Origin of the sequence: Bradyrhizobium sp. Rc2d (assembly GCF_900099855.1) — a bacterium.
Classification (GTDB): domain Bacteria; phylum Pseudomonadota; class Alphaproteobacteria; order Rhizobiales; family Xanthobacteraceae; genus Bradyrhizobium.
The window spans coordinates 65,037-82,174 of sequence record NZ_FNCU01000006.1 but is presented as its reverse complement, the minus strand read 5'-3'; the positions used below and the strand labels follow the sequence as shown (position 1 = coordinate 82,174).

Below are 17,138 nucleotides of genomic sequence, written 5' to 3'. Positions count from 1 at the left end.
CGCATGCCGTCCTATGACATTCGCAAGACCGCGCTCAGTGTCGAGACGGTCTGGCACGAGCGCGGTCCGCGGCTGGAAAAGCCGCTCCTGGTCGGGACGGCCGTTGCGGTCGTCGCCAATCCCTTCGCGGGCCGCTACGAGCCGAACCTGATGCCGTTTCAAGCGTCGTTGCGTGAGCTCGGACGCGAACTCGCGAGCGCGCTGATCGCGCAACTTGGCGGCGCGCCGCACATCGAAGCCTATGGCAAGGGCATCATCATCGGCGAGGACGGCGAGCTCGAGCACGGCGCCGTCTGGCACGAAGCCGGCGGCCAGGGCATGCGCGAAGTGCTCGGGCAACCCAAGGCGATCGTTCCGGCGGCAAAGACGATCGGCGGTCCCGGCACGCGCCTGATGGTCCCGCTTGGGCACATCCATGCGTGTTATGTGCGCAGTCATTTCGGGACGGCAGAGATGACGCTCTGGGATGCACCGAGACGTGACGAGATTGCTTTCGGCCTGGTGATGGCGACCGGCGGCAGGCCGCATGCGCGGATCGGCGGGCTCGCCGCATCGGATATCTCGGTGCACGATGGGCAGCGCTGAGGATTGACGGCATCGCTGCTCAGCGCTCGCGGCGAAACCTGTACCTAGGCGTGGACCGGTTTACCAACTCAAGCCTTTCTGGATTGTTTGGATTGTGGATGAGCGTTGCCTCGGGATCGCGAACGGCCCGCAGGATGAGCCTTGCTCTTATCAGCAGGCATCAGATGCCCGAGCGGCAATTGGGAAGTTTGCTTCAACCGATTGAGAACGATGGACGAGCGCACGTGCGCAACGCTGTCGTGCGGTAGGAATACGTCATTCAGCAGGCGTGACAGTGCCCTCAGGTCGGTGATCGTGGCCTTGATAAGGTAGTCGGCTTCGCCCGTGAGCGCATACGCCTCCTGCACTTCCTCCAGGCTCTCGATGAGCTTGAGGAAGCGTCTCGAATTGTCCGGCGAGTGCGTTGCGAGCGTCACCTGTACGAAGACGACGATGCCGAGCCCGAGCGATTCGCGATCGAGATGAGCATGGTAGCTTGCGATCGTGCCGGCATTTTCGAGCGCCGCGCGACGGCGCGAACATTGAGATGCCGACAAGCCGACAACATCGGCCAGTTCAAAATTCGACAAGCGTCCATCTGACTGGAGCGCTTGCAGCAATTTCACGTCAAATTGGTCCATGCGCGATCCTTGCACGATAATTGGGATGTGCGCATGTTTCACGCATAATCTGATTTTGTCGAGCATATTATGCGAAGATCGTGCAACGGAGCCGCGGTATTTTGATCTAAATCAAATACCATTCCAGGAGCGCGATATGGGCCCCTTCCCTCACGATGCCCCACCCGCCACGATTTCGACGGCCAATCCGGCCGGCACCGACGGATTCGAGTTTGTCGAGTTCGCCCATCCGGAGCCGCAGAAGCTCGCAAAGCTCTTCGAGCAAATGGGCTACACCGAGGTTGCCCGGCACAAGACCAAGGACATCTCCGTTTGGCGCCAGGGAAAGATCAATTGCGTCCTGAACCGCGAGCCGAACTCCCATGCCGCCCGCTTTGTCGCCGAACATGGACCTTGCGCGCCGGCGATGGCCTGGCGCGTCGTCGATGCCAAACACGCCCTAAAGCGCGTCCTCGAACTCGGCGGAACGGAATACACCGGCAGCGACAAGTCACTCGACGTGCCCGCCGTTGTCGGGATCGGCGGATCCCTGCTGTACCTGGTCGAGACCTATGGCGCCAAGGGCTCCCCTTATTCAGCCGAATATGACTGGACCGGCGAAGTCGATCCAACCCCGAAAGGCGTCGGGTTCTATTATCTCGATCACCTCACGCACAACGTCATGCGCGGCAACATGGACACCTGGTACAAGTTCTACAGCCAGACGTTCAATTTCCGCGAGATCCGCTACTTCGACATTTCCGGCAAGCTGACTGGCCTGACCTCGCGCGCTCTGACGTCCCCCTGCGGCAAGATTCGGATCCCGATCAACGAAAGCGCCGACGACAAGAGCCAGATCGAGGAATATCTGCGCCAGTACAAGGGCGAAGGCATTCAGCACATCGCCGTCGGCACCGACGACATCTATGCGGCGACCGACGCCATCGCCGGTCGCGGGCTCGAATTCATGCCGGGGCCGCCCTCGATCTACTACGACAAGTCGTTTGACCGCGTGAAGGGCCACACCGAGCCGCTCGATCGCATGCGCAAGCACGGAATCCTTATCGACGGCGAAGGTGTCGTCAATGGCGGTCTGACCCGCATCCTGCTTCAGATCTTCTCCAAGACCGTGATCGGCCCGATCTTCTTCGAGTTCATCCAGAGGAAGGGAGATGACGGTTTTGGCGAGGGCAACTTCAAGGCCCTGTTTGAGAGTATCGAGGCCGATCAGATTCAGCGCGGCGTGCTCAAGGCATCCTGATGGAGGCAGCCATACCTGACGCATGGAAGAACTATCGCGGCGCGCCGGCCGAAGGAACCATCCTGTGCGACGCCCATGACGTTGGCGAAGGGAGCCTCAAGTCCATCAAGTTCGGTCCCGCAGATTTTCCGATCCTGATCGTCAGGTCGGCGGGCACTCTCGCAGCCTATGTCAATGCATGTCCGCATCAGTACCTGCCCCTCGATCATCGCGGCGAGAACGTGCTGAGCGCGGACGGCACGGTTCTTCGGTGCACCAACCACAGTGCCGGATTTCGCGTTCAGGATGGCACCGGCGTCGAGGGACTGGGCCTGGATTGCGCCCTCGATGCCATTCCGATCGTCGTGGATGACGACGGTCGGATTCGCGTGCATGCCGCATCAGCGGCTTGAGCAATCCAAAGTCCACTGCCCGACCTTGGCAGTCGACAAGGATCATGCCTCATCTGCGATCGTGTTGCGGAGGATACCGATGCCCTCTGCTTCCACCTCGACGACGTCGCCGGGCTTCAGCCAGATCGGTGGCTCGAAGCGCGCGCCGGCACCCGTCGGCGTACCGGTCACGATGATATCGCCAGGAACCAGCGTCGTGAACGTCGAGATATAGTTGATGATCTTGCGGAAGGAGAAGATCATGCGGCTCGTGCGGTCCTGCTGGCGGACCTCGCCGTTGACCCGGGTTTCCAGCTTGACGTCGGCAAGCTGGCTCTCATCGGTATAGGGGATGAGCCAGGGTCCCATCGAACCGGTGCGATCGAAGTTTTTCCCCTGCGTCACGTTGAATTTGGCGTGCCGCACCCAATCGCGGATCGTGCCTTCGTTGCACAGCGATATTGCGGCGATATGGTCGAGCGCTGCGCTCTGTGGAATCCGGCGACCGCCCTTGCCGATCACGATGACGATTTCGCCTTCATAGTCGAGCTGCGGGCTCTCCGGGGGACGCAGCAGAGCCTGTTCATGGCCCGTGAACGAGCGCGGAAAACGGATGAAGAGCGAGGGATTTGAGGGGGCCGCCTGCCCGTCCTTGTATTCCTCGTTTCGGTCCGGGAAGTTCACGCCGACGCAGATGATTTTTTCCGGTGCCGGAATCGGAATCTCGTAGCGGATATCAGTGACCGGAAAATCCGCCGGCAACCCGGCGCTCTCCTCGGCCAGGGACACCAGCGCGCCGGCTTCGATCACCTCACGCAACGTACGCCAACGCTTGCCATGGCGGCCGGACAGGTCGACGACGCCCTGATCGCCCAGGAGACCATAGCCGGGTGTGCCGTTGCGGGTGAAGCTGACGAACCTCGGACGAGACATGTGGTGCCTTTCCCTCGTTTCAGGCGATATGCGAATGCCCGGTCACGGGGCGATGATCGGCTGGGCGGCCAGATCGGCGTCGCGCGGTTCAGCTCCGGCAAAGAGGCTGCCATGCTCGAACCAGGATTTCGGCGCGGGCGCTCCCCAAAGCGTCTGACGTTGCGGATCCTTCAGGTCCCACTTGATCGGCTCGAGATCGGGATCGACCGTCTGGTAATCCGAGCAGTAGATCTCGATCCGATGACCGTCCGGATCAAGGACATAGAGGAAGAAGGCATTCGAGATGCCATGCCGGCCGGGACCGCGTTCGATGTTGGACACCCATCCGGTGGTGGCCATGAGGTCGAGAAGATCGATGATGTTGAGCGGGGTCGGCACCCAGAATGCGGTGTGGTGCAGGCGCGGGCCGTGGCCATTGGTGAAGGCCAGATCGTGAACGCCGCCCTTGCGGTGAGTCCAGGCAGCCCACAGCCGCCCAGTCTCCTCATCCGCCGTGTACTCCGTCACGCGAAAGCCGATCTCGTTGTAGAAGGCAACGGATTCATCGACGTTCGGCGAGAAGCAATTGAAGTGATCGATGCGGAGCGGCTTCACGCCCTTGTAGAGCGCGTATTTCTGATGAATCGGCGGCAGCCGGTCCATCTTGGAATAGAACTCGAGGGGAATGCCGTGGGGATCGCGGGTGCGGAACGTGCGGGATTGATAGGGACGCTCGACCCACTCAACCGGCAGATCCCTGCTGCTGAAGAAGCTGGCGGCCTTGTCGAGATCTTCCTCGCTGAACACCTTGAAGCCGAGGTCACGGGCTTCGATCTTTTCGGACTTCCGCAGCACGATGCAGTGATGGCCGCGCTCTTCCATCGCGCGAAGATAGATCTCATCGGAGCTCTCGTCCGTCACCTGCAAACCAAGCGTGTCGACATAGAAGGCCCGTGACCTCGCAAGATCGCTCACGCCGAGTTCGACATGACTGAGACGCACGATGTTGAATGGTGGATAAAGGTTGGGCTTGGGCAATGCCATGATTTCCTCCGTTGGTCTGCTGCGGACCGCTTAGCCGCCCAATTTTTGGATATTGTGCGCGGTGGTGGCAAACGCGACGTTCTTTGTCTCCATATAGAAATCGAACGACCAATCTCCTCCGTCGCGTCCGATGCCCGAGCTCTTCACACCGCCAAAAGGCGTCGGCAGGTGACGAACATTCTCCGAATTGACCCAGATCATGCCGGCTTGCAGCCGGTCGGTGAAACGGAAGGCACGGGTGACGTCGGCAGTCCAGAGGTAGCCTGTGAGGCCATACTGGACGTCGTTGGCGAGCGCGAGGGCATCGGCCTCGTCCCTGAACGGGATCGCCGTCAGCACCGGCCCGAAGATCTCTTCCTGCGCGATGCGCATTTGGTTGTTGGCGCCGGTAAAGAGCGTCGGCGCAACGTAGCAACCGCCGCCGGGACCGTCGATCTTGCGGCCGCCGGTCGCAATCTTGGCGCCCTCCGTTCTACCAATCTCGACGTATTCGAGCACCTTCTTCTCGTGAACCGGATGGATCAACGGACCGATGACGGTCTCGGGATCGAGCGGATGCCCCACTTTGATCCGGCTGGCCTTCTCTGCAACCATCGCCGTGAATTTATCATAGATGCTCGCCTCGACGAGAAGACGCGAGGACGAGGTGCAGCGTTCGCCGTTGAGAGAGTAGATCATGAACACCGCCGCATCCGCGGCGCGCTCGAGGTCGGCATCCGCGAATACGATCACCGGATTCTTACCGCCCAGTTCGAAATGAACACGCTTCAGCGTATCGGCGCCCTGTTTCATGATCATCGATCCGGTGCGGCTTTCGCCAACGAAGCCGATCGCCTTGATGAGCGGGTGCTCGGTCAGCGCCTTGCCGGCGTCCTCGCCAAGACCGTTGACGAGATTCCAGACGCCCTTGGGCAGCCCGGCCTCCTCCGCAATCTCGATCAGCAGACGTGCAGTCAACGGCGAGAATTCGGCGGGCTTGTGAACGATGGTGCAGCCCGCCGCGAGCGCCGGCGCGATCTTCCACGTCGACAGCATGAAGGGCGTATTCCAGGGCGTGATGATGCCCACCGGGCCGATCGGCACGCGGGTGGTCATGTTCACCTGACCGGCGGTGCGAAGTGACTTGCCGTCGCGCGCCTCGGGCGCGCGGTCGGCGAAGAAGCGGAAATTCTCGGCTCCCCGCAGCGCGGCCTTGGCCATGAACTTCAGCGACTGTCCCGTATCCATGCACTCGACGAACGCAATCTCTTCAGCGCGGGCGACGATAGCGTCAGCGACCTTGTGCAACAGCTCCTTTCGCGCATCGCCGGATGTTTCGGCCCATTGCGGAAAGGCCGCCTGCGCCGCCCTCGCGGTGCGATCGATGTCCGCGGCCTTGCCATGCGATACCTTGGCGAGCGGCTTCAGGTCGACCGGAGAGATCGTTTCAAAAGTCGCATTGTCTGCAGCCGGGACGTCTTCACCGCCGATACGGTTGAGCACGCCCGTCTCTCTGAAGCGGGCGAGGTGGCGCTCGGCCTTGGCGATATTTTCCTGCAGCTTGGACATGACGGTTCACTCCCTTTTGCAGCGCCGCACGCGGGCAGCGACCCTCCACCTGTTTTCGCGATTCCAGAGACGAATGGCATCGCCCTTCCGACGCATCAATCCTGGGCACCGGTGGATATACTTAACATGTTAAGTATTTCGTCGACTGTCAAGCGTTTTCGCACCCACTTCAGGGCGAAATGCCCCGCCGGCTTGGGTACGAGACGCGAGCCCCTGCCGGGCATATTCTCCTCGGCCAAGGCACGGGTCGTATCCATGGTTCCATAGATCGCGTTGAAGAAGTCGACGGCACCGGCTTCCTTCAGGGATCAGCGCGTGCGCGTGCTCCAATGGCCGCCGTTGCAACCGGAGGCGCGGCGTCGGAACTAAAATACCAGCAACAGGCCCGAAACCAGCAAGATGCTGAGAATAATCCGCCGGAACAGCGCGTCATTGACGCAGCGAAAGACATAAATACCGAGCGCCGTTCCTGCGAGGAGCGCCGGGATGCTGACTGCGAAGTCAACCAGGACCTTTGTCGACAGATCTTTTCGGATCAGCATAAGAACAAGGGCGAATATCTGCATGGCGGCGATGAAGGGTTGAACCATTCCGCGCTGCTCGGTTTTTGGCACCCCGTGGATGTCACACCATATGGTCGGTATTGCACCCGGCATTGCCGTCAACCCGCCGATAAAGCCTCCGCCGAAGCCGATTAATGCATTGCGTCCCGCATTCATCTGCAAGCGATGAGAAAGCACCGGCCGGAATAACGTGTAGGCCGCATAGCAAGCGACCGCGAGACCAAAGCTTTCCCTGAAGATTCGTGCGTCAGCGGCTTGCAGCAACCACACGGCGATCGGAACGCCAAGCAATCCGCCAACGACGAGTACCGAGCTCTGTTTCCAGCGGATGCTCTTTCTCAAGGCCCAAAGACCCGTGGCCTGCACGGTGATGCTGCAGGCCATCATCAGCGGGACCGCCTCCAGTGGCGGGAGAACGTGAAGGAGAATAGCGCCGGCCACCGCCGAAAAAGCAAAGCCCGCGAGGCCCGAGACGAACGCGCCGCAAAACACTGCGATACTGAGCAGGCAAAACGACGCAAGGTCGCCCATGAGCTAATCTTTCATCCTGGAGTGGCGACCTTGCGATTAGTCCTCCGACGACAGTCCGGGCGGCTCGGGCGCTGCTCCGGCATCGCTCTGGCGAGTCGACGTCAACATCGTGGCTGCAAGGACGTGCAAAATGACAAAGCAGATGGCGATCGTTGCAAGCAGCGCATTCTCGCTCGGTGCCGAAATCAGAAGCTTGCGTTCGAACGACTCTTCACTGGCCGACATTGTCACCTCCGCCAATATCTGACCGAGAGGCAAACTGGTGCCACGTATTGTCGATCAGACGATGATAGTGTCGAAGGGTGCGTTCTGCCTGCAGCCGTCGCGAATGGTGGAGCGTCCGAAGGAGACGCCCAAACCGGTCTTCTTTTCGAGAAGAACTCGTAGAGGCGACAAACGAATTCGCTAAAAATGGCGCATCGCTTCTGGTTGAAGCTCTGCTGTTGAATAGTGGTACGGAGGGTGCGCTGATCGACTGACACATCTTGTGAAGCAACGCTCCATAGAACACGCGAGTGAGACGCGGCGCCCTTTTTTCCAAGCGCATGACACGAACACCTTGTGTGAGTGGCTGGATACGGCTGGAAGTATCGAACGGGACGCCGCGCCGCGCTTTAAGGCGAGCTTAATTTGTTCTTATCGTTTCCTTGATTTTGCAGGGTGTGCTTGATTTCGACCCCGTGTACCGGTTGAATATCCGCCTCGCGCGCACCTCCGAAGGCATTGTTTTGCTGTATCTATTTGACGAATTTGTTCTCGACACCGACCAGCGGGAATTGCGCCGCGACGGACGTGCGATTCCGTTGCAGCCTCAGGTTTTCGACCTCCTCGAATATCTGATCCGCCACCGTGCCCGGGTGGTGACCAAGGACGATCTGATCAGTGCAATTTGGGGCGGGCGCATCGTCTCGGACTCAGCGCTTACCACCCGCATCAACGCCGCTCGTACGGGAATAGGCGATTCCGGCGAGGCGCAACGGCTGATCAAGACTTTACCGCGCAAAGGCGTCCGCTTTGTCGGCACGGTGCGCGAAGCACCGAGGGAGGCCGAGAGCGCAGTCGCACCTCTGAAGCTCGAAACCTCCGCCCTGGTGGTCGGCCGGACTGCCCCCCTCGGGATGATCGACCAGATGGCCCGGCACGTATTGTCCGGCAAACGGCAGATGGCTTTTGTCACGGGCGAAGCCGGAATTGGCAAGACGGCGTTCATCGCCAAAGCCATCGAGCGGCTGACGGAACAGGGCTTCGATCTGCTTTATGGGCGCTGTACCGAACGGTTCGGAACAGATGAGGTGTTTCTGCCGCTCATCGATGCCCTGGTGAACAGGTATCGAACGAACGGTCCCGAGCTGATTTCGGCTGTTCGCACCCACGCGCCCACCTGGCTGCTGCAATTGCCAGGCGCGATCGACGCATCGGAACGCGCGGCTTTTCAGAATGAAGTGTTCGGCGCGACGCGTGAGCGGATGCTGCGCGAGTTTTGCGATCTCCTCGAAGCGCTGAGCGCCGGCCGCCCCTGGGTGATTGTTCTCGAAGACTTGCATTGGAGCGACTTCGCGACACTCGACGTGCTGTCTCGTTTCGCGCGCGGGAACGGTGAGGCACACGTGCTGGTCCTCTGCTCTTATCGGCCGGCCGACAGCGTCATCGGCGGGCATCCGATCCGTCGCCTGCACCAGGATCTCCAGATTCATGGGTGCTGCAGCGAATTGCTCCTCGATCGATTGTCGCCCCAGGAGGTCGGACACTATCTCGCATTGCGCTTCCATGACGCCGAATTGGCCTCGACCCTATCAAAGCCGGTATTCGAGCGAACGTTGGGGCACCCGCTGTTCGTTGCGTCACTGCTCAAGCATCTGATCGACCAGGAATGGATCGTCGAGGTGGACGGCAGATGGCGCCTGTCTTCGCAAGACGCGTTTGCTCGAGACGGCATTCCAGACAGCCTCTTGAAGATGATCGGCCATGAACTCGAACGCCTTACTGACAACGAACGGCGCCTGCTCGATGTCGCCAGCGTTGCCGGCGAAGAATTTTCTGCAGCTCTCGTTGCAGCCGGCCTCTCCGATGATGCCATCGATGTTGAACGGGACATCGAAGCGTTGATGCGGAAGGATCATATCCTTGTTCGTTCAGGTGTTGCCGAATGGCCCGATGGAACTTATTCGGGTACTTACGCCTTCCGTCACATTCTCTATCAGAACATCATTTATCAGAATCTACCGCCCGGACATCGCGCGCAGACACACAAGCGCTTGGGCAAAAGGCTGGAGGAGGCCTATGCGGGCCGCACCGGCGAAATAGCGCCAGAGCTTGCCCTTCATTTCGAGCAGGGTCGCGACTTCCCGAGCGCGTTGCGCTATCTCGGAGAAGCGGCACAGAGCTCGATGAAGCGCCTCGGCCATGCCGAGGCCGCGAGCTATCTCACCCGCGCGCTTGGCATACTCGACCGCTTCGATGCTGCCGACAAACTCTCAACCCGCATCGCGCTTCTGCGGCAACGAAGCTTGGCTCTCCGTTCGGGAGGCGACCTCGTCGGCTCGATCCGTGATCTCCAGGATGTGATTGCGTGCGCCGAACAGGTGGGTGAAATCAAGCAGCAGCTCAACGGTCTCATGGCCGTGAGCTCTTTATGGCTGCGGGTCGATCGCCACGCCTGTCTCGAGGCAGCCGATGATGTATTGTCACGGAGCCAGGCGCTTGCGGACGACACATTCAAGGCTCTGGCCCAGGGCAGCAGCGCGAGCATCAACCTGTTCCTCAACGGCTGGCGGGATCAGGACGCCACGCTCTGCGACAGGGCGATCGAATTGAGCGCCAGCGCGACCAATTATGGCATCCTCATCCGGCGTCATGGAATATCGGGGATCGTTGACTGCTGGAGATCGCGGTACCAGCAGTGCCGCCGCGCCGGCACGGAAGGAAAGCGGCTGGCGCGCATGGTTGGCGACGTTTACACGTTCGTCCTGTTCAATGTCCTTGAGTCGATCGCGCTCATTCATCTCGGCGAGTGGCGCGAATTACAGCGCGAAATCACGGCCGGCCTCGAACTGGCTGTCAGGAACGCGAACGATCCCAGCAGCGCATTGTGCCGGCTGACGCTTGCGTGGTTGCATGTCGAAGCGATGGATTTCGAGGGAGCCCGGGAGCTCTGTGAAAGCGTCGACGATAGTCTGCTGGTGGGCGATCAGTCCACATATTTCCACAAGCGGGCCGTGCTTGCGAAGGCGTTTGTCGGTCTGAATGATCCGTTGGGAGCTCGCAAGCAATTCGATGATATTGAGCGCCGCAGGCGTGAAGAAGGCATCGACATCGAATTTACCGCCGCAACGCAGGTGTATCATTGTCTCGGCGAATATTGTCTGCTGATCGGCGACTTTACCCAGGCTCGGAGATGGGCACGCCAGCTGCACGACTATGTCGCATCGGCGCCCGATCTCAATCACCTGGCCAAGGCCCACGAGCTGCTCGCGCGCATCGCATTTGGCCTCGGCGATTCGGGGAACGCTCTACCGCACCTCTCCCGCGCGCTGGAGATCGTTGACGACGCCGATTTCCCGATTGCTTCGTGGCGGGTGTACGGCACGGCCGCCGAGATCTTCGCGAGGTACGGAGATGTCGACAGGGCGGCGACTTATCGCTTGCGATTTGTCGAGACCGTCCGAAGGCTCGCACGAAATTTCGAACCCGAGGATCGGCTGCACAAGAGCTTGCTCGCTGGGTTAGCAACGCGAACAGCGCAACTGGAAGCGATGACGTCGCTGCCTCTGCGGCCCGCTTAGCCGACGGGGCTTGCCGAACCCGTTTGAGAACTCACCCCTCCACCCGCCACAGCCTCCACCGCTCCGGCACGCCCTTCAGCTGATGCACGCCGTGATCCCTGAACCGGATCTCGGGCTGCGAAACCAGCTCCTTGACCGCACTCGACACCAAAACCTCCCCCGCCCGCGCCTTCGCGGCGACGCGGGTGCCGATGTGGAAGGCGAGACCGACCATTTCGCCGCCGCTGATCGTGTATTCGCCGGCGTGCAAGCCCACCCTGATCTCGAGCCCGAGCGTGCGCACGGCCTTCTGGATCGCGGTCGCGCAATTGATGCCGGCGGCGGGCTTCTTGAACGTCGCCAAAACGCCGTCGCCGGTGGTCACGACTTCCTTGCCGCGCGAGCTCTTCAGCTCCTTGCGGACGGCAGCGTAATAATGGCCCATCACCTTGGTCCAGCGCGCATCGCCGAGCTTGGCAGCCTTCGCGGTGGAGCCGACGATATCGACGATCAGGATGGTGGCGAGCGCCTGCTTGAGTTCGGTGCTACGCATCGTGGATCGGCGCCGGAGCGCGATGGGTCCGGTCAGCGGCTCGTAGCGATGGTTGCGCCGCCGCGCGATCGCCGCCGTTGCGTAATCAATGGCACGTTGCGCCGTGCCACAACGAACGGTCTTCTGCTGCGGCGATCGCGACCAGTAGACTTTGCGCCCGTCGCCGGCGCCCTGCACCTCGACGGCGCCCCACTTCAGGAAGACTGCCGAGCCGACGCGCCTGACACACCACGCCTTCGACGTGTATCCGGAAACGTTGGACTGATGGACTCCGATGCGAAGGAATTTTGGCATGAACGAGCGGCCAAAGACCGTTTGGGCGGACCTTCGGCAAAACGTAGCCCTACAATCCAACGTTGGCAACAAGACTCCCGCCACTCCGCCCTCAGGGATCTAAGCCCGCATCCTAGGCTCCTCTGCCGCCGCCCTGCCTGCCGATCGTGCAGCGCCATGCGGCCAGACGTTCGGCCGGATGCTGCGTCATCCATTCGGCGAGCTGCGGCGCGCCCATCAGGCAGGACTGCATCGTCACGTCGGCGAAGTCCGAAGTCGTGACGATCTGTTCATGACAGTCCGTCGGAGAGGAGAGACGACAGAGCACGGCAATGATCCTGATCATGCCAGCTCCTTCGACCAGTCGTATTCGGCTCTGGCGGCCGAGCGCGCCAACGCCCTCGCCGCATCGACGCTCGAAGCCTTTTCGGCGCGCCGCTGATAGTCCTCAGCCAGCATCTTCAACCGCGCCGCAACCACCTCGTCCGTCATGCTCCGCGCCGCGCGCAGCAGGCTCTGCGCGGTTTCGATATATTGCTTGCCTCGTCGTGACATCTGAAGCGTCATAGCGCCCTCGCGCGGTTCCGATGAAGCGGGCGGCATTCGTGGTCTGGGCCGCCAACGAAACCAGCCTACGGGTCTTGCGCGGGAATCTCTTTCAACAAGGCGCTCTCGATTGCCCATCCGCACGACGAGCGGCCCCGCGCATGAGGGCGGCCAAACGTCCCGTTTGCGCAACCGATGCGCCAGGCCAGAACGCGCGAGATCGCGGGGGCCGAATTTTCGTTCGATCTCGGAAACGCAACGACCAGGCAGGCGCAATCGCGATCACGGCCGTTGCGGGCGCGACCATTCAGGCCAGCCCGCCCCCGAAACGACATGGAGATCTATGACGACGACGTCGCCGGTCTTCCGCGCGCCGTTACCCCTGATACGCAAACAGTTCGATGGGGTCGCTGAAGCCGCGCACCTCGTGTTGGCCGACGTGCTCCAGCTCGAACTCCCGCTCCACCAGCTCGGCGAAGGCGCGCGACAGCAGCACCGTTCGTCCCAGCTGCTTGGTCAGAGCCTCCAGGCGGGAAGCCATGTTGACGGCGGGGCCGATGACGGTGAAGTCGAGCCGGCTGGTCGAGCCGATATTGCCGTACATGACGTCGCCGACATGGACGCCGATGCCGTAATTCAGCGGCGCGCGGCCGGTCCCGTTGTTGCGCTCGTTCAGCGCGGCCATGGCCTTGCGGGCTTCGGTCACGGCATGCAGCAGGTTGGCGCAGGCATCGGGCTGACTGAGCGGGAAGATGGCGAGCAGGCCATCGCCGATGAATTTGAGGATCTCGCCGCCATGTCGCGCGATCGGTTCGGACATCGCATCGAAATAGTCGTTGAGCAGATCGATGACGTCATCGCGCGGCCAGTTGTCGGAGATTTTTGTGAAATCCCTGAGATCGCAGATCATGATCGCGGCGCGGACCGTCGTGCCGGTGCCGCGCCTGGTGGCACCGGCCAGGATCAGTTCGCCGGCATGGGAGCCGACATAGGTCTCGAGCAGCGTGCGCGCCAGCCGGTTCTTGACGCGGATCTCGCTGACCAGCGCTAGCACCGGCAGCAGCTTCTTCAGGCCCGCGATGTGCGCATCGTCGAACCCGCCGGGACGATCGGTGGCGAAGGTGACGAGATGGCGCTTCCCGAGTGTGTGGTAGAGCGGCCAGGCCACATAGTCGGTCAGGCCTCGTGCCCGCATCTCGTCATAGAGGGCGTGCTTGCGGCCGAGCGAGGAATCCTGCTCGAGCCGCTCGCGCACCTCGGCGGCGCCGTCATGGATTTCGTTGGCGGCGCTGCCGATATATTCCGACCGCTCGCGCACGTCATAGTCGACCAATGCAATCTCCGCCTCCCGCATCCCGTCGGACCACATCATCCGGGCCCCCAGCCATTGCGGGTGATGGATCAGGATGTGAAGCGTCGACCGCTTGAGCGGGATGCCCGCCTGCTGGAGGCGGATGCACATCTGGGCGAAGATATTGTCGACGAAGCGCTCATCGCGCGTGCCGTTGGTCAGCCAGTCGACGACGCGGTCGGCTTGCGTGGGGGCGTTGTTGTCTGTCGGCGCGTTCATATCCTGCCCCTTTGAGCGGCGGTCTGCATCGAGCACATATCGTGCTCCGACGGGGCGGCGTCAACCTGGCCAGTTGCCCGGTTTGTGCGCAGCGGCTTGGCAGGGCAGTCGCCGTCTAGGCGAGGATCCGGATCGATCCCAGCACCGCCAGACCCGATGTGAGCGCAAGGCGCGATGGCTCGGTGAGTTCGATCTTCAGCGTGCCGCCGCCAGGAATGGCAAAATGCTCGTCGCCAAGACGGATGCTGCAATCGCCCCGAACCGCGTAAACCAGATGCGTGCCGGCAAACAACGATCGATTGCCGGGCTCCCTGAGCGCTTCGAGCTCGATCTCCGCCGCACCCCGCCGCGCCATCAGGTTCACGACCTCGACCGGACCCGCCTCGAGCTCGGTGACGATCGCGAGCTCGCCGGCAAAACGCACGATGGTGAACGGCTCGCGCTCGTCGAATTCCTGCGTGGGCGACTTCAGCACCAGCCCGCGCCCGCCTACGACCATCTGGAGCCGGTCGATGCCGAGCATATGGGAGAACGGACCGGGCGCCACGATCGGTGTGCTGGCAAAGCGCCAGAGCAGGGTGTCCCAGTCCTTCACGGGCGCGCCAGCGCGATGGGCATCCGCGATATCGGTGAAAATGCCGCCGCCATTCTTCCAGGGCGAGCGGGTGTAGTGTTCGGGCTTGAGCAGCGTGGTTTTCATGTCCGCATCATGCCCGTGATGGGTCGACTTTGCCAACTGGTTTGGCAAATGACGCGCGCCGATTCCGCGCGCCTGCCACCAGACCTTCGCGTCGCAGTCCGCCGGTCGGCTCGTTGAGCAATGCTTTTGCTACTTCGTCGTCAACGCTGCGACCGGACGCCAGGAGGCATCGGGTGCAGCGGCGGACAATTTCCGGCAGCGCTCGCGCATCAGCTCGGCTGGACCATCGCGGCCGCGCTCAGACAGCACGGCTTCGAAATCGGCGAGCGCGGCAGTAAACCGGCGTGCGCGGTAATGGGCAAGGCCCCGCGCGTAGTGACCGACCCAGGCGGGGGGTTCGTTGCCGACGCCATCCTCCCCGACGAGCCCGATCAGCTCGTAGACAGAAAATCCCTCCTCGCGTCCGTACACGGCAATGCTGTCGATCTCGCGCGTGATAATGGCGCCGCGGGCCAGACGTTCGGTTGCCTCGCCGATCAGGATTTGCGTGCCGTAGGATTTGTTGGCACCCTCGAGACGGCTGGCAACGTTCACGGCGTCGCCAATCACGGTGTAGTTCAGGCGCAGCTCCGAACCGATATTGCCGACCAGCATACGGCCGGAATTGATGCCGATCCGGATCTGGAGCGGCTGGCCGAGATCGTCGGCGAGGCCAGAGGCGTCGATTGCTCTCCGGCAGCCGAGTGCCGCGCGGCAGCATCGCAGCGCGTGATCGGACTGCGGCTGCGGCGCGCCCCAGAATGCCATCACGGCATCGCCGATGAACTTGTCGATGGTGCCGCCATTGGCGACGATGACCTCGGAGGCGAGGTCGAGGTAGCGCGACAACAGCGGAACCACGCGATCACCGAGCCGCTCCGACAATCCGGTGAAACCGGCGATATCGATGAACATCACGCTGAGCACCTGAATGCTGCCGCCGGGTTTGGCCTCGACGCCTTGACGCAGGAGCGAACGGACGAGATCGGCCGGAATGAACTTGCGGAACGCGGAGAGGCCGGCTGCCATTTCGGCGATCGCGCCCGAGAGGCTCGCGATTTCCTTGAGACGCGACGGATGGCGGCGGACCTGCTCAAGCGCGAAAGCCTCGACGTGGCGGAGCTCGCCCACGACACGCGACAGCGGCGCGGCAATGACGGAGCGAGCCAACATTGCCGATGCCAGCGCCGCGAGCACGGCGCCGATTGCGAGGCCGAGGATCAGGCGCCGCAGCGTCGCCTCGACCGGCCCGAGAAACTCGGCCTCCGGGATCACCGTGGCGAGCGACCAGCCGTGAAAAGGCAGCGGCGCGAGCGCGACTTCATAGGCCGCGCCAGCGGACGTCAGCCGGCTGCGCGAGGCCCGCTTGCGGCCCTCGTCGCCTGCCGCCGCGAGCGCCAGCCGCGCCAATGGGAGCAGCTTGGTATCGCCCTTGGCGGGATGCAGCTCGTCGGCTTCCTTATCCGGTGCGGCGACCAGCTCACCGCTATCATCGATGATGAAGGCCGTTCCCGTCCGCCCGACCTCGAGCTGCGACAGGAAGCGCGCGAGCCGCGTATATTCGATCATGATCGCGAGCACGCCCTGCCGCTCCTGATAGACGTCGATCGGTCCTGCGAAGGCAATCGACGGCCGCTCGCCGGTGGGATGGTCCATCACCCTGAACCATTGCGGCTCCTCGGCGGCGAGCCCGGCCTTGAACCAGGCGCGGTCGGCGACGCGAAACTCGGTCGGCTCGAAACGACGATTGGCGAACTCGATATCGCCGGGCACCACGTCATACTCGTCGACGCGCCGCTGGCCCGCATGGTCGGTCAGCGATATCTCCATCATCTCCAGACGGCGATCGCCGAGCTTATGCGCGGCGAAGAAGGAGCCGTCCGGCCAGCCGAAGGCGACCCAGGAGATCGTCGCCTGCGACTGCAACTGCGAGAGGAACACGAATTCCCGCTTGTCGGCCTCGCGGGTGTCGAGCACGTTCTGGAGGAACAGGGTGCGGATTGCCGTGTGCGCGGCGCGCGCCTCGTCGACGATAGCCGAGACCTCCTTGCGGACCGCCGCGACGATCTGCTCGTTGATAGTCGAGGCAAGCTGCCGACTGGTCGCCTCCGCCGTTCGCCACCACAACAGGCTCGAAAGCGCCGCGGTCAGCAGGATCGCGGCCAGGACCAGGGCCGAGACGGCCAGGCGAATGCTGACCGTCAGCCTGGCGATCGCGCGAAGCTGCCGTCCGGGATCGACGTTCATGGTTGTTTCCGCCTTCGGCCGGGCAAGGCTCCTATCATTGCTCTACGCAGGCTTCCGCCGTTCATTACCTCTGGCAGGCCCAATCGATCGCAGCC

15 protein-coding genes and 1 pseudogene are annotated in these 17,138 nt (G+C 62.2%); 4 read left to right on the top strand and 12 right to left on the bottom strand.

What is annotated here, in order from left to right; genetic code table 11:
• Positions 1 to 3 precede the first annotated feature (3 nt).
• Entirely contained in the window at positions 4 to 585 is a 582-nt protein-coding gene (locus BLV07_RS10865) for an amino acid synthesis family protein (RefSeq protein WP_091884184.1), read from the top strand.
• A 161-nt stretch (positions 586 to 746) separates the two neighbouring features.
• Here BLV07_RS10865 and BLV07_RS10860 read toward each other — a convergent pair.
• Positions 747 to 1,205 (bottom strand): annotated as a pseudogene (locus tag BLV07_RS10860) (Lrp/AsnC family transcriptional regulator); the annotation flags it as partial.
• Between the two features lie 136 nt (positions 1,206 to 1,341).
• Here BLV07_RS10860 and hppD point away from each other — a divergent pair.
• Together hppD and BLV07_RS10850 are read left to right on the top strand one after the other, a co-directional pair.
• A complete protein-coding gene (hppD, locus tag BLV07_RS10855; RefSeq protein ID WP_091884174.1) occupies positions 1,342 to 2,445 on the top strand; it encodes a 4-hydroxyphenylpyruvate dioxygenase in 1,104 nt (367 codons plus the stop codon).
• Complete coding sequence (locus BLV07_RS10850; RefSeq protein ID WP_210187793.1) at positions 2,445 to 2,837, top strand: Rieske (2Fe-2S) protein; 393 nt, start codon at positions 2,445 to 2,447, stop codon at positions 2,835 to 2,837. Before hppD ends, BLV07_RS10850 begins: the two co-directional genes overlap by 1 nt.
• A gap of 42 nt (positions 2,838 to 2,879) precedes the next feature.
• Here BLV07_RS10850 and BLV07_RS10845 read toward each other — a convergent pair whose 3' ends face one another.
• The 5 genes from BLV07_RS10845 to BLV07_RS10825 all read right to left on the bottom strand — a co-directional run bounded on the left by BLV07_RS10845 (position 2,880) and on the right by BLV07_RS10825 (position 7,639).
• Positions 2,880 to 3,749 carry a fumarylacetoacetate hydrolase family protein gene (locus BLV07_RS10845; RefSeq protein WP_091884169.1) on the bottom strand — a complete coding sequence of 290 codons (870 nt, stop codon included), beginning with the start codon at positions 3,747 to 3,749 and terminating at the stop codon, positions 2,880 to 2,882.
• A 42-nt stretch (positions 3,750 to 3,791) separates the two neighbouring features.
• Positions 3,792 to 4,772 (bottom strand): 3,4-dihydroxyphenylacetate 2,3-dioxygenase, encoded by a 981-nt coding sequence (gene hpaD, locus BLV07_RS10840; RefSeq protein ID WP_091884164.1) that lies wholly within the window; start codon positions 4,770 to 4,772, stop codon positions 3,792 to 3,794.
• Positions 4,773 to 4,802: 30 nt separating this feature from the next.
• Positions 4,803 to 6,320: a 5-carboxymethyl-2-hydroxymuconate semialdehyde dehydrogenase gene (hpaE, locus tag BLV07_RS10835; RefSeq protein ID WP_091884160.1), complete on the bottom strand. Its 1,518-nt coding sequence runs from the start codon at positions 6,318 to 6,320 to the stop codon at positions 4,803 to 4,805.
• A gap of 365 nt (positions 6,321 to 6,685) precedes the next feature.
• Positions 6,686 to 7,414, bottom strand: a complete 729-nt coding sequence (locus BLV07_RS10830; RefSeq protein WP_091884155.1) for a sulfite exporter TauE/SafE family protein — start codon at positions 7,412 to 7,414, stop codon at positions 6,686 to 6,688.
• A 36-nt stretch (positions 7,415 to 7,450) separates the two neighbouring features.
• Positions 7,451 to 7,639, bottom strand: a complete 189-nt coding sequence (locus BLV07_RS10825; protein ID WP_091884150.1) for a hypothetical protein — start codon at positions 7,637 to 7,639, stop codon at positions 7,451 to 7,453.
• A 437-nt stretch (positions 7,640 to 8,076) separates the two neighbouring features.
• On the opposite strand from BLV07_RS10825, the gene BLV07_RS10820 reads away from it, so the two are divergent.
• Entirely contained in the window at positions 8,077 to 11,196 is a 3,120-nt protein-coding gene (locus BLV07_RS10820; protein ID WP_143035379.1) for an ATP-binding protein, read from the top strand.
• Positions 11,197 to 11,227: 31 nt separating this feature from the next.
• On the opposite strand, the gene BLV07_RS10815 is transcribed toward BLV07_RS10820, so the two are convergent.
• The 6 genes from BLV07_RS10815 to BLV07_RS10790 all read right to left on the bottom strand — a co-directional run bounded on the left by BLV07_RS10815 (position 11,228) and on the right by BLV07_RS10790 (position 17,043).
• Positions 11,228 to 12,022, bottom strand: coding sequence for an adenylate/guanylate cyclase domain-containing protein (locus BLV07_RS10815; RefSeq protein ID WP_091884142.1), 795 nt, complete (start codon positions 12,020 to 12,022; stop codon positions 11,228 to 11,230).
• Positions 12,023 to 12,134: 112 nt separating this feature from the next.
• Positions 12,135 to 12,347 (bottom strand): hypothetical protein, encoded by a 213-nt coding sequence (locus BLV07_RS10810; protein WP_091884138.1) that lies wholly within the window; start codon positions 12,345 to 12,347, stop codon positions 12,135 to 12,137.
• Positions 12,344 to 12,568: a hypothetical protein gene (locus BLV07_RS10805; protein ID WP_091884134.1), complete on the bottom strand. Its 225-nt coding sequence runs from the start codon at positions 12,566 to 12,568 to the stop codon at positions 12,344 to 12,346. The genes BLV07_RS10810 and BLV07_RS10805 overlap by 4 nt, the downstream gene beginning before the upstream one ends.
• 355 nt (positions 12,569 to 12,923) lie before the next feature.
• On the bottom strand, positions 12,924 to 14,117 hold the full coding sequence (locus BLV07_RS10800) for an adenylate/guanylate cyclase domain-containing protein (protein ID WP_091884130.1): 1,194 nt from the start codon (positions 14,115 to 14,117) through the stop codon (positions 12,924 to 12,926).
• Positions 14,118 to 14,232: 115 nt separating this feature from the next.
• On the bottom strand, positions 14,233 to 14,817 hold the full coding sequence (locus BLV07_RS10795; protein WP_091884127.1) for a HutD/Ves family protein: 585 nt from the start codon (positions 14,815 to 14,817) through the stop codon (positions 14,233 to 14,235).
• A gap of 129 nt (positions 14,818 to 14,946) precedes the next feature.
• Positions 14,947 to 17,043, bottom strand: coding sequence for an adenylate/guanylate cyclase domain-containing protein (locus BLV07_RS10790; protein ID WP_091884123.1), 2,097 nt, complete (start codon positions 17,041 to 17,043; stop codon positions 14,947 to 14,949).
• Positions 17,044 to 17,138 lie beyond the last annotated feature (95 nt).

Coding starts and splice junctions, on each gene's coding strand:
- hpaE (WP_091884160.1), bottom strand. CDS start 6,320: ATGTCCAAGCTGCAGGAAAATATCGCCAAGGCCGAGCGCCACCTCGCC.
- BLV07_RS10800 (WP_091884130.1), bottom strand. CDS start 14,117: ATGAACGCGCCGACAGACAACAACGCCCCCACGCAAGCCGACCGCGTC.
- hppD (WP_091884174.1), top strand. CDS start 1,342: ATGGGCCCCTTCCCTCACGATGCCCCACCCGCCACGATTTCGACGGCC.
- BLV07_RS10810 (WP_091884138.1), bottom strand. CDS start 12,347: ATGATCAGGATCATTGCCGTGCTCTGTCGTCTCTCCTCTCCGACGGAC.
- BLV07_RS10795 (WP_091884127.1), bottom strand. CDS start 14,817: ATGAAAACCACGCTGCTCAAGCCCGAACACTACACCCGCTCGCCCTGG.
- BLV07_RS10815 (WP_091884142.1), bottom strand. CDS start 12,022: ATGCCAAAATTCCTTCGCATCGGAGTCCATCAGTCCAACGTTTCCGGA.
- BLV07_RS10830 (WP_091884155.1), bottom strand. CDS start 7,414: ATGGGCGACCTTGCGTCGTTTTGCCTGCTCAGTATCGCAGTGTTTTGC.
- BLV07_RS10845 (WP_091884169.1), bottom strand. CDS start 3,749: ATGTCTCGTCCGAGGTTCGTCAGCTTCACCCGCAACGGCACACCCGGC.
- BLV07_RS10865 (WP_091884184.1), top strand. CDS start 4: ATGCCGTCCTATGACATTCGCAAGACCGCGCTCAGTGTCGAGACGGTC.
- BLV07_RS10850 (WP_210187793.1), top strand. CDS start 2,445: ATGGAGGCAGCCATACCTGACGCATGGAAGAACTATCGCGGCGCGCCG.
- BLV07_RS10825 (WP_091884150.1), bottom strand. CDS start 7,639: ATGTCGGCCAGTGAAGAGTCGTTCGAACGCAAGCTTCTGATTTCGGCA.
- BLV07_RS10805 (WP_091884134.1), bottom strand. CDS start 12,568: ATGACGCTTCAGATGTCACGACGAGGCAAGCAATATATCGAAACCGCG.
- BLV07_RS10790 (WP_091884123.1), bottom strand. CDS start 17,043: ATGAACGTCGATCCCGGACGGCAGCTTCGCGCGATCGCCAGGCTGACG.
- hpaD (WP_091884164.1), bottom strand. CDS start 4,772: ATGGCATTGCCCAAGCCCAACCTTTATCCACCATTCAACATCGTGCGT.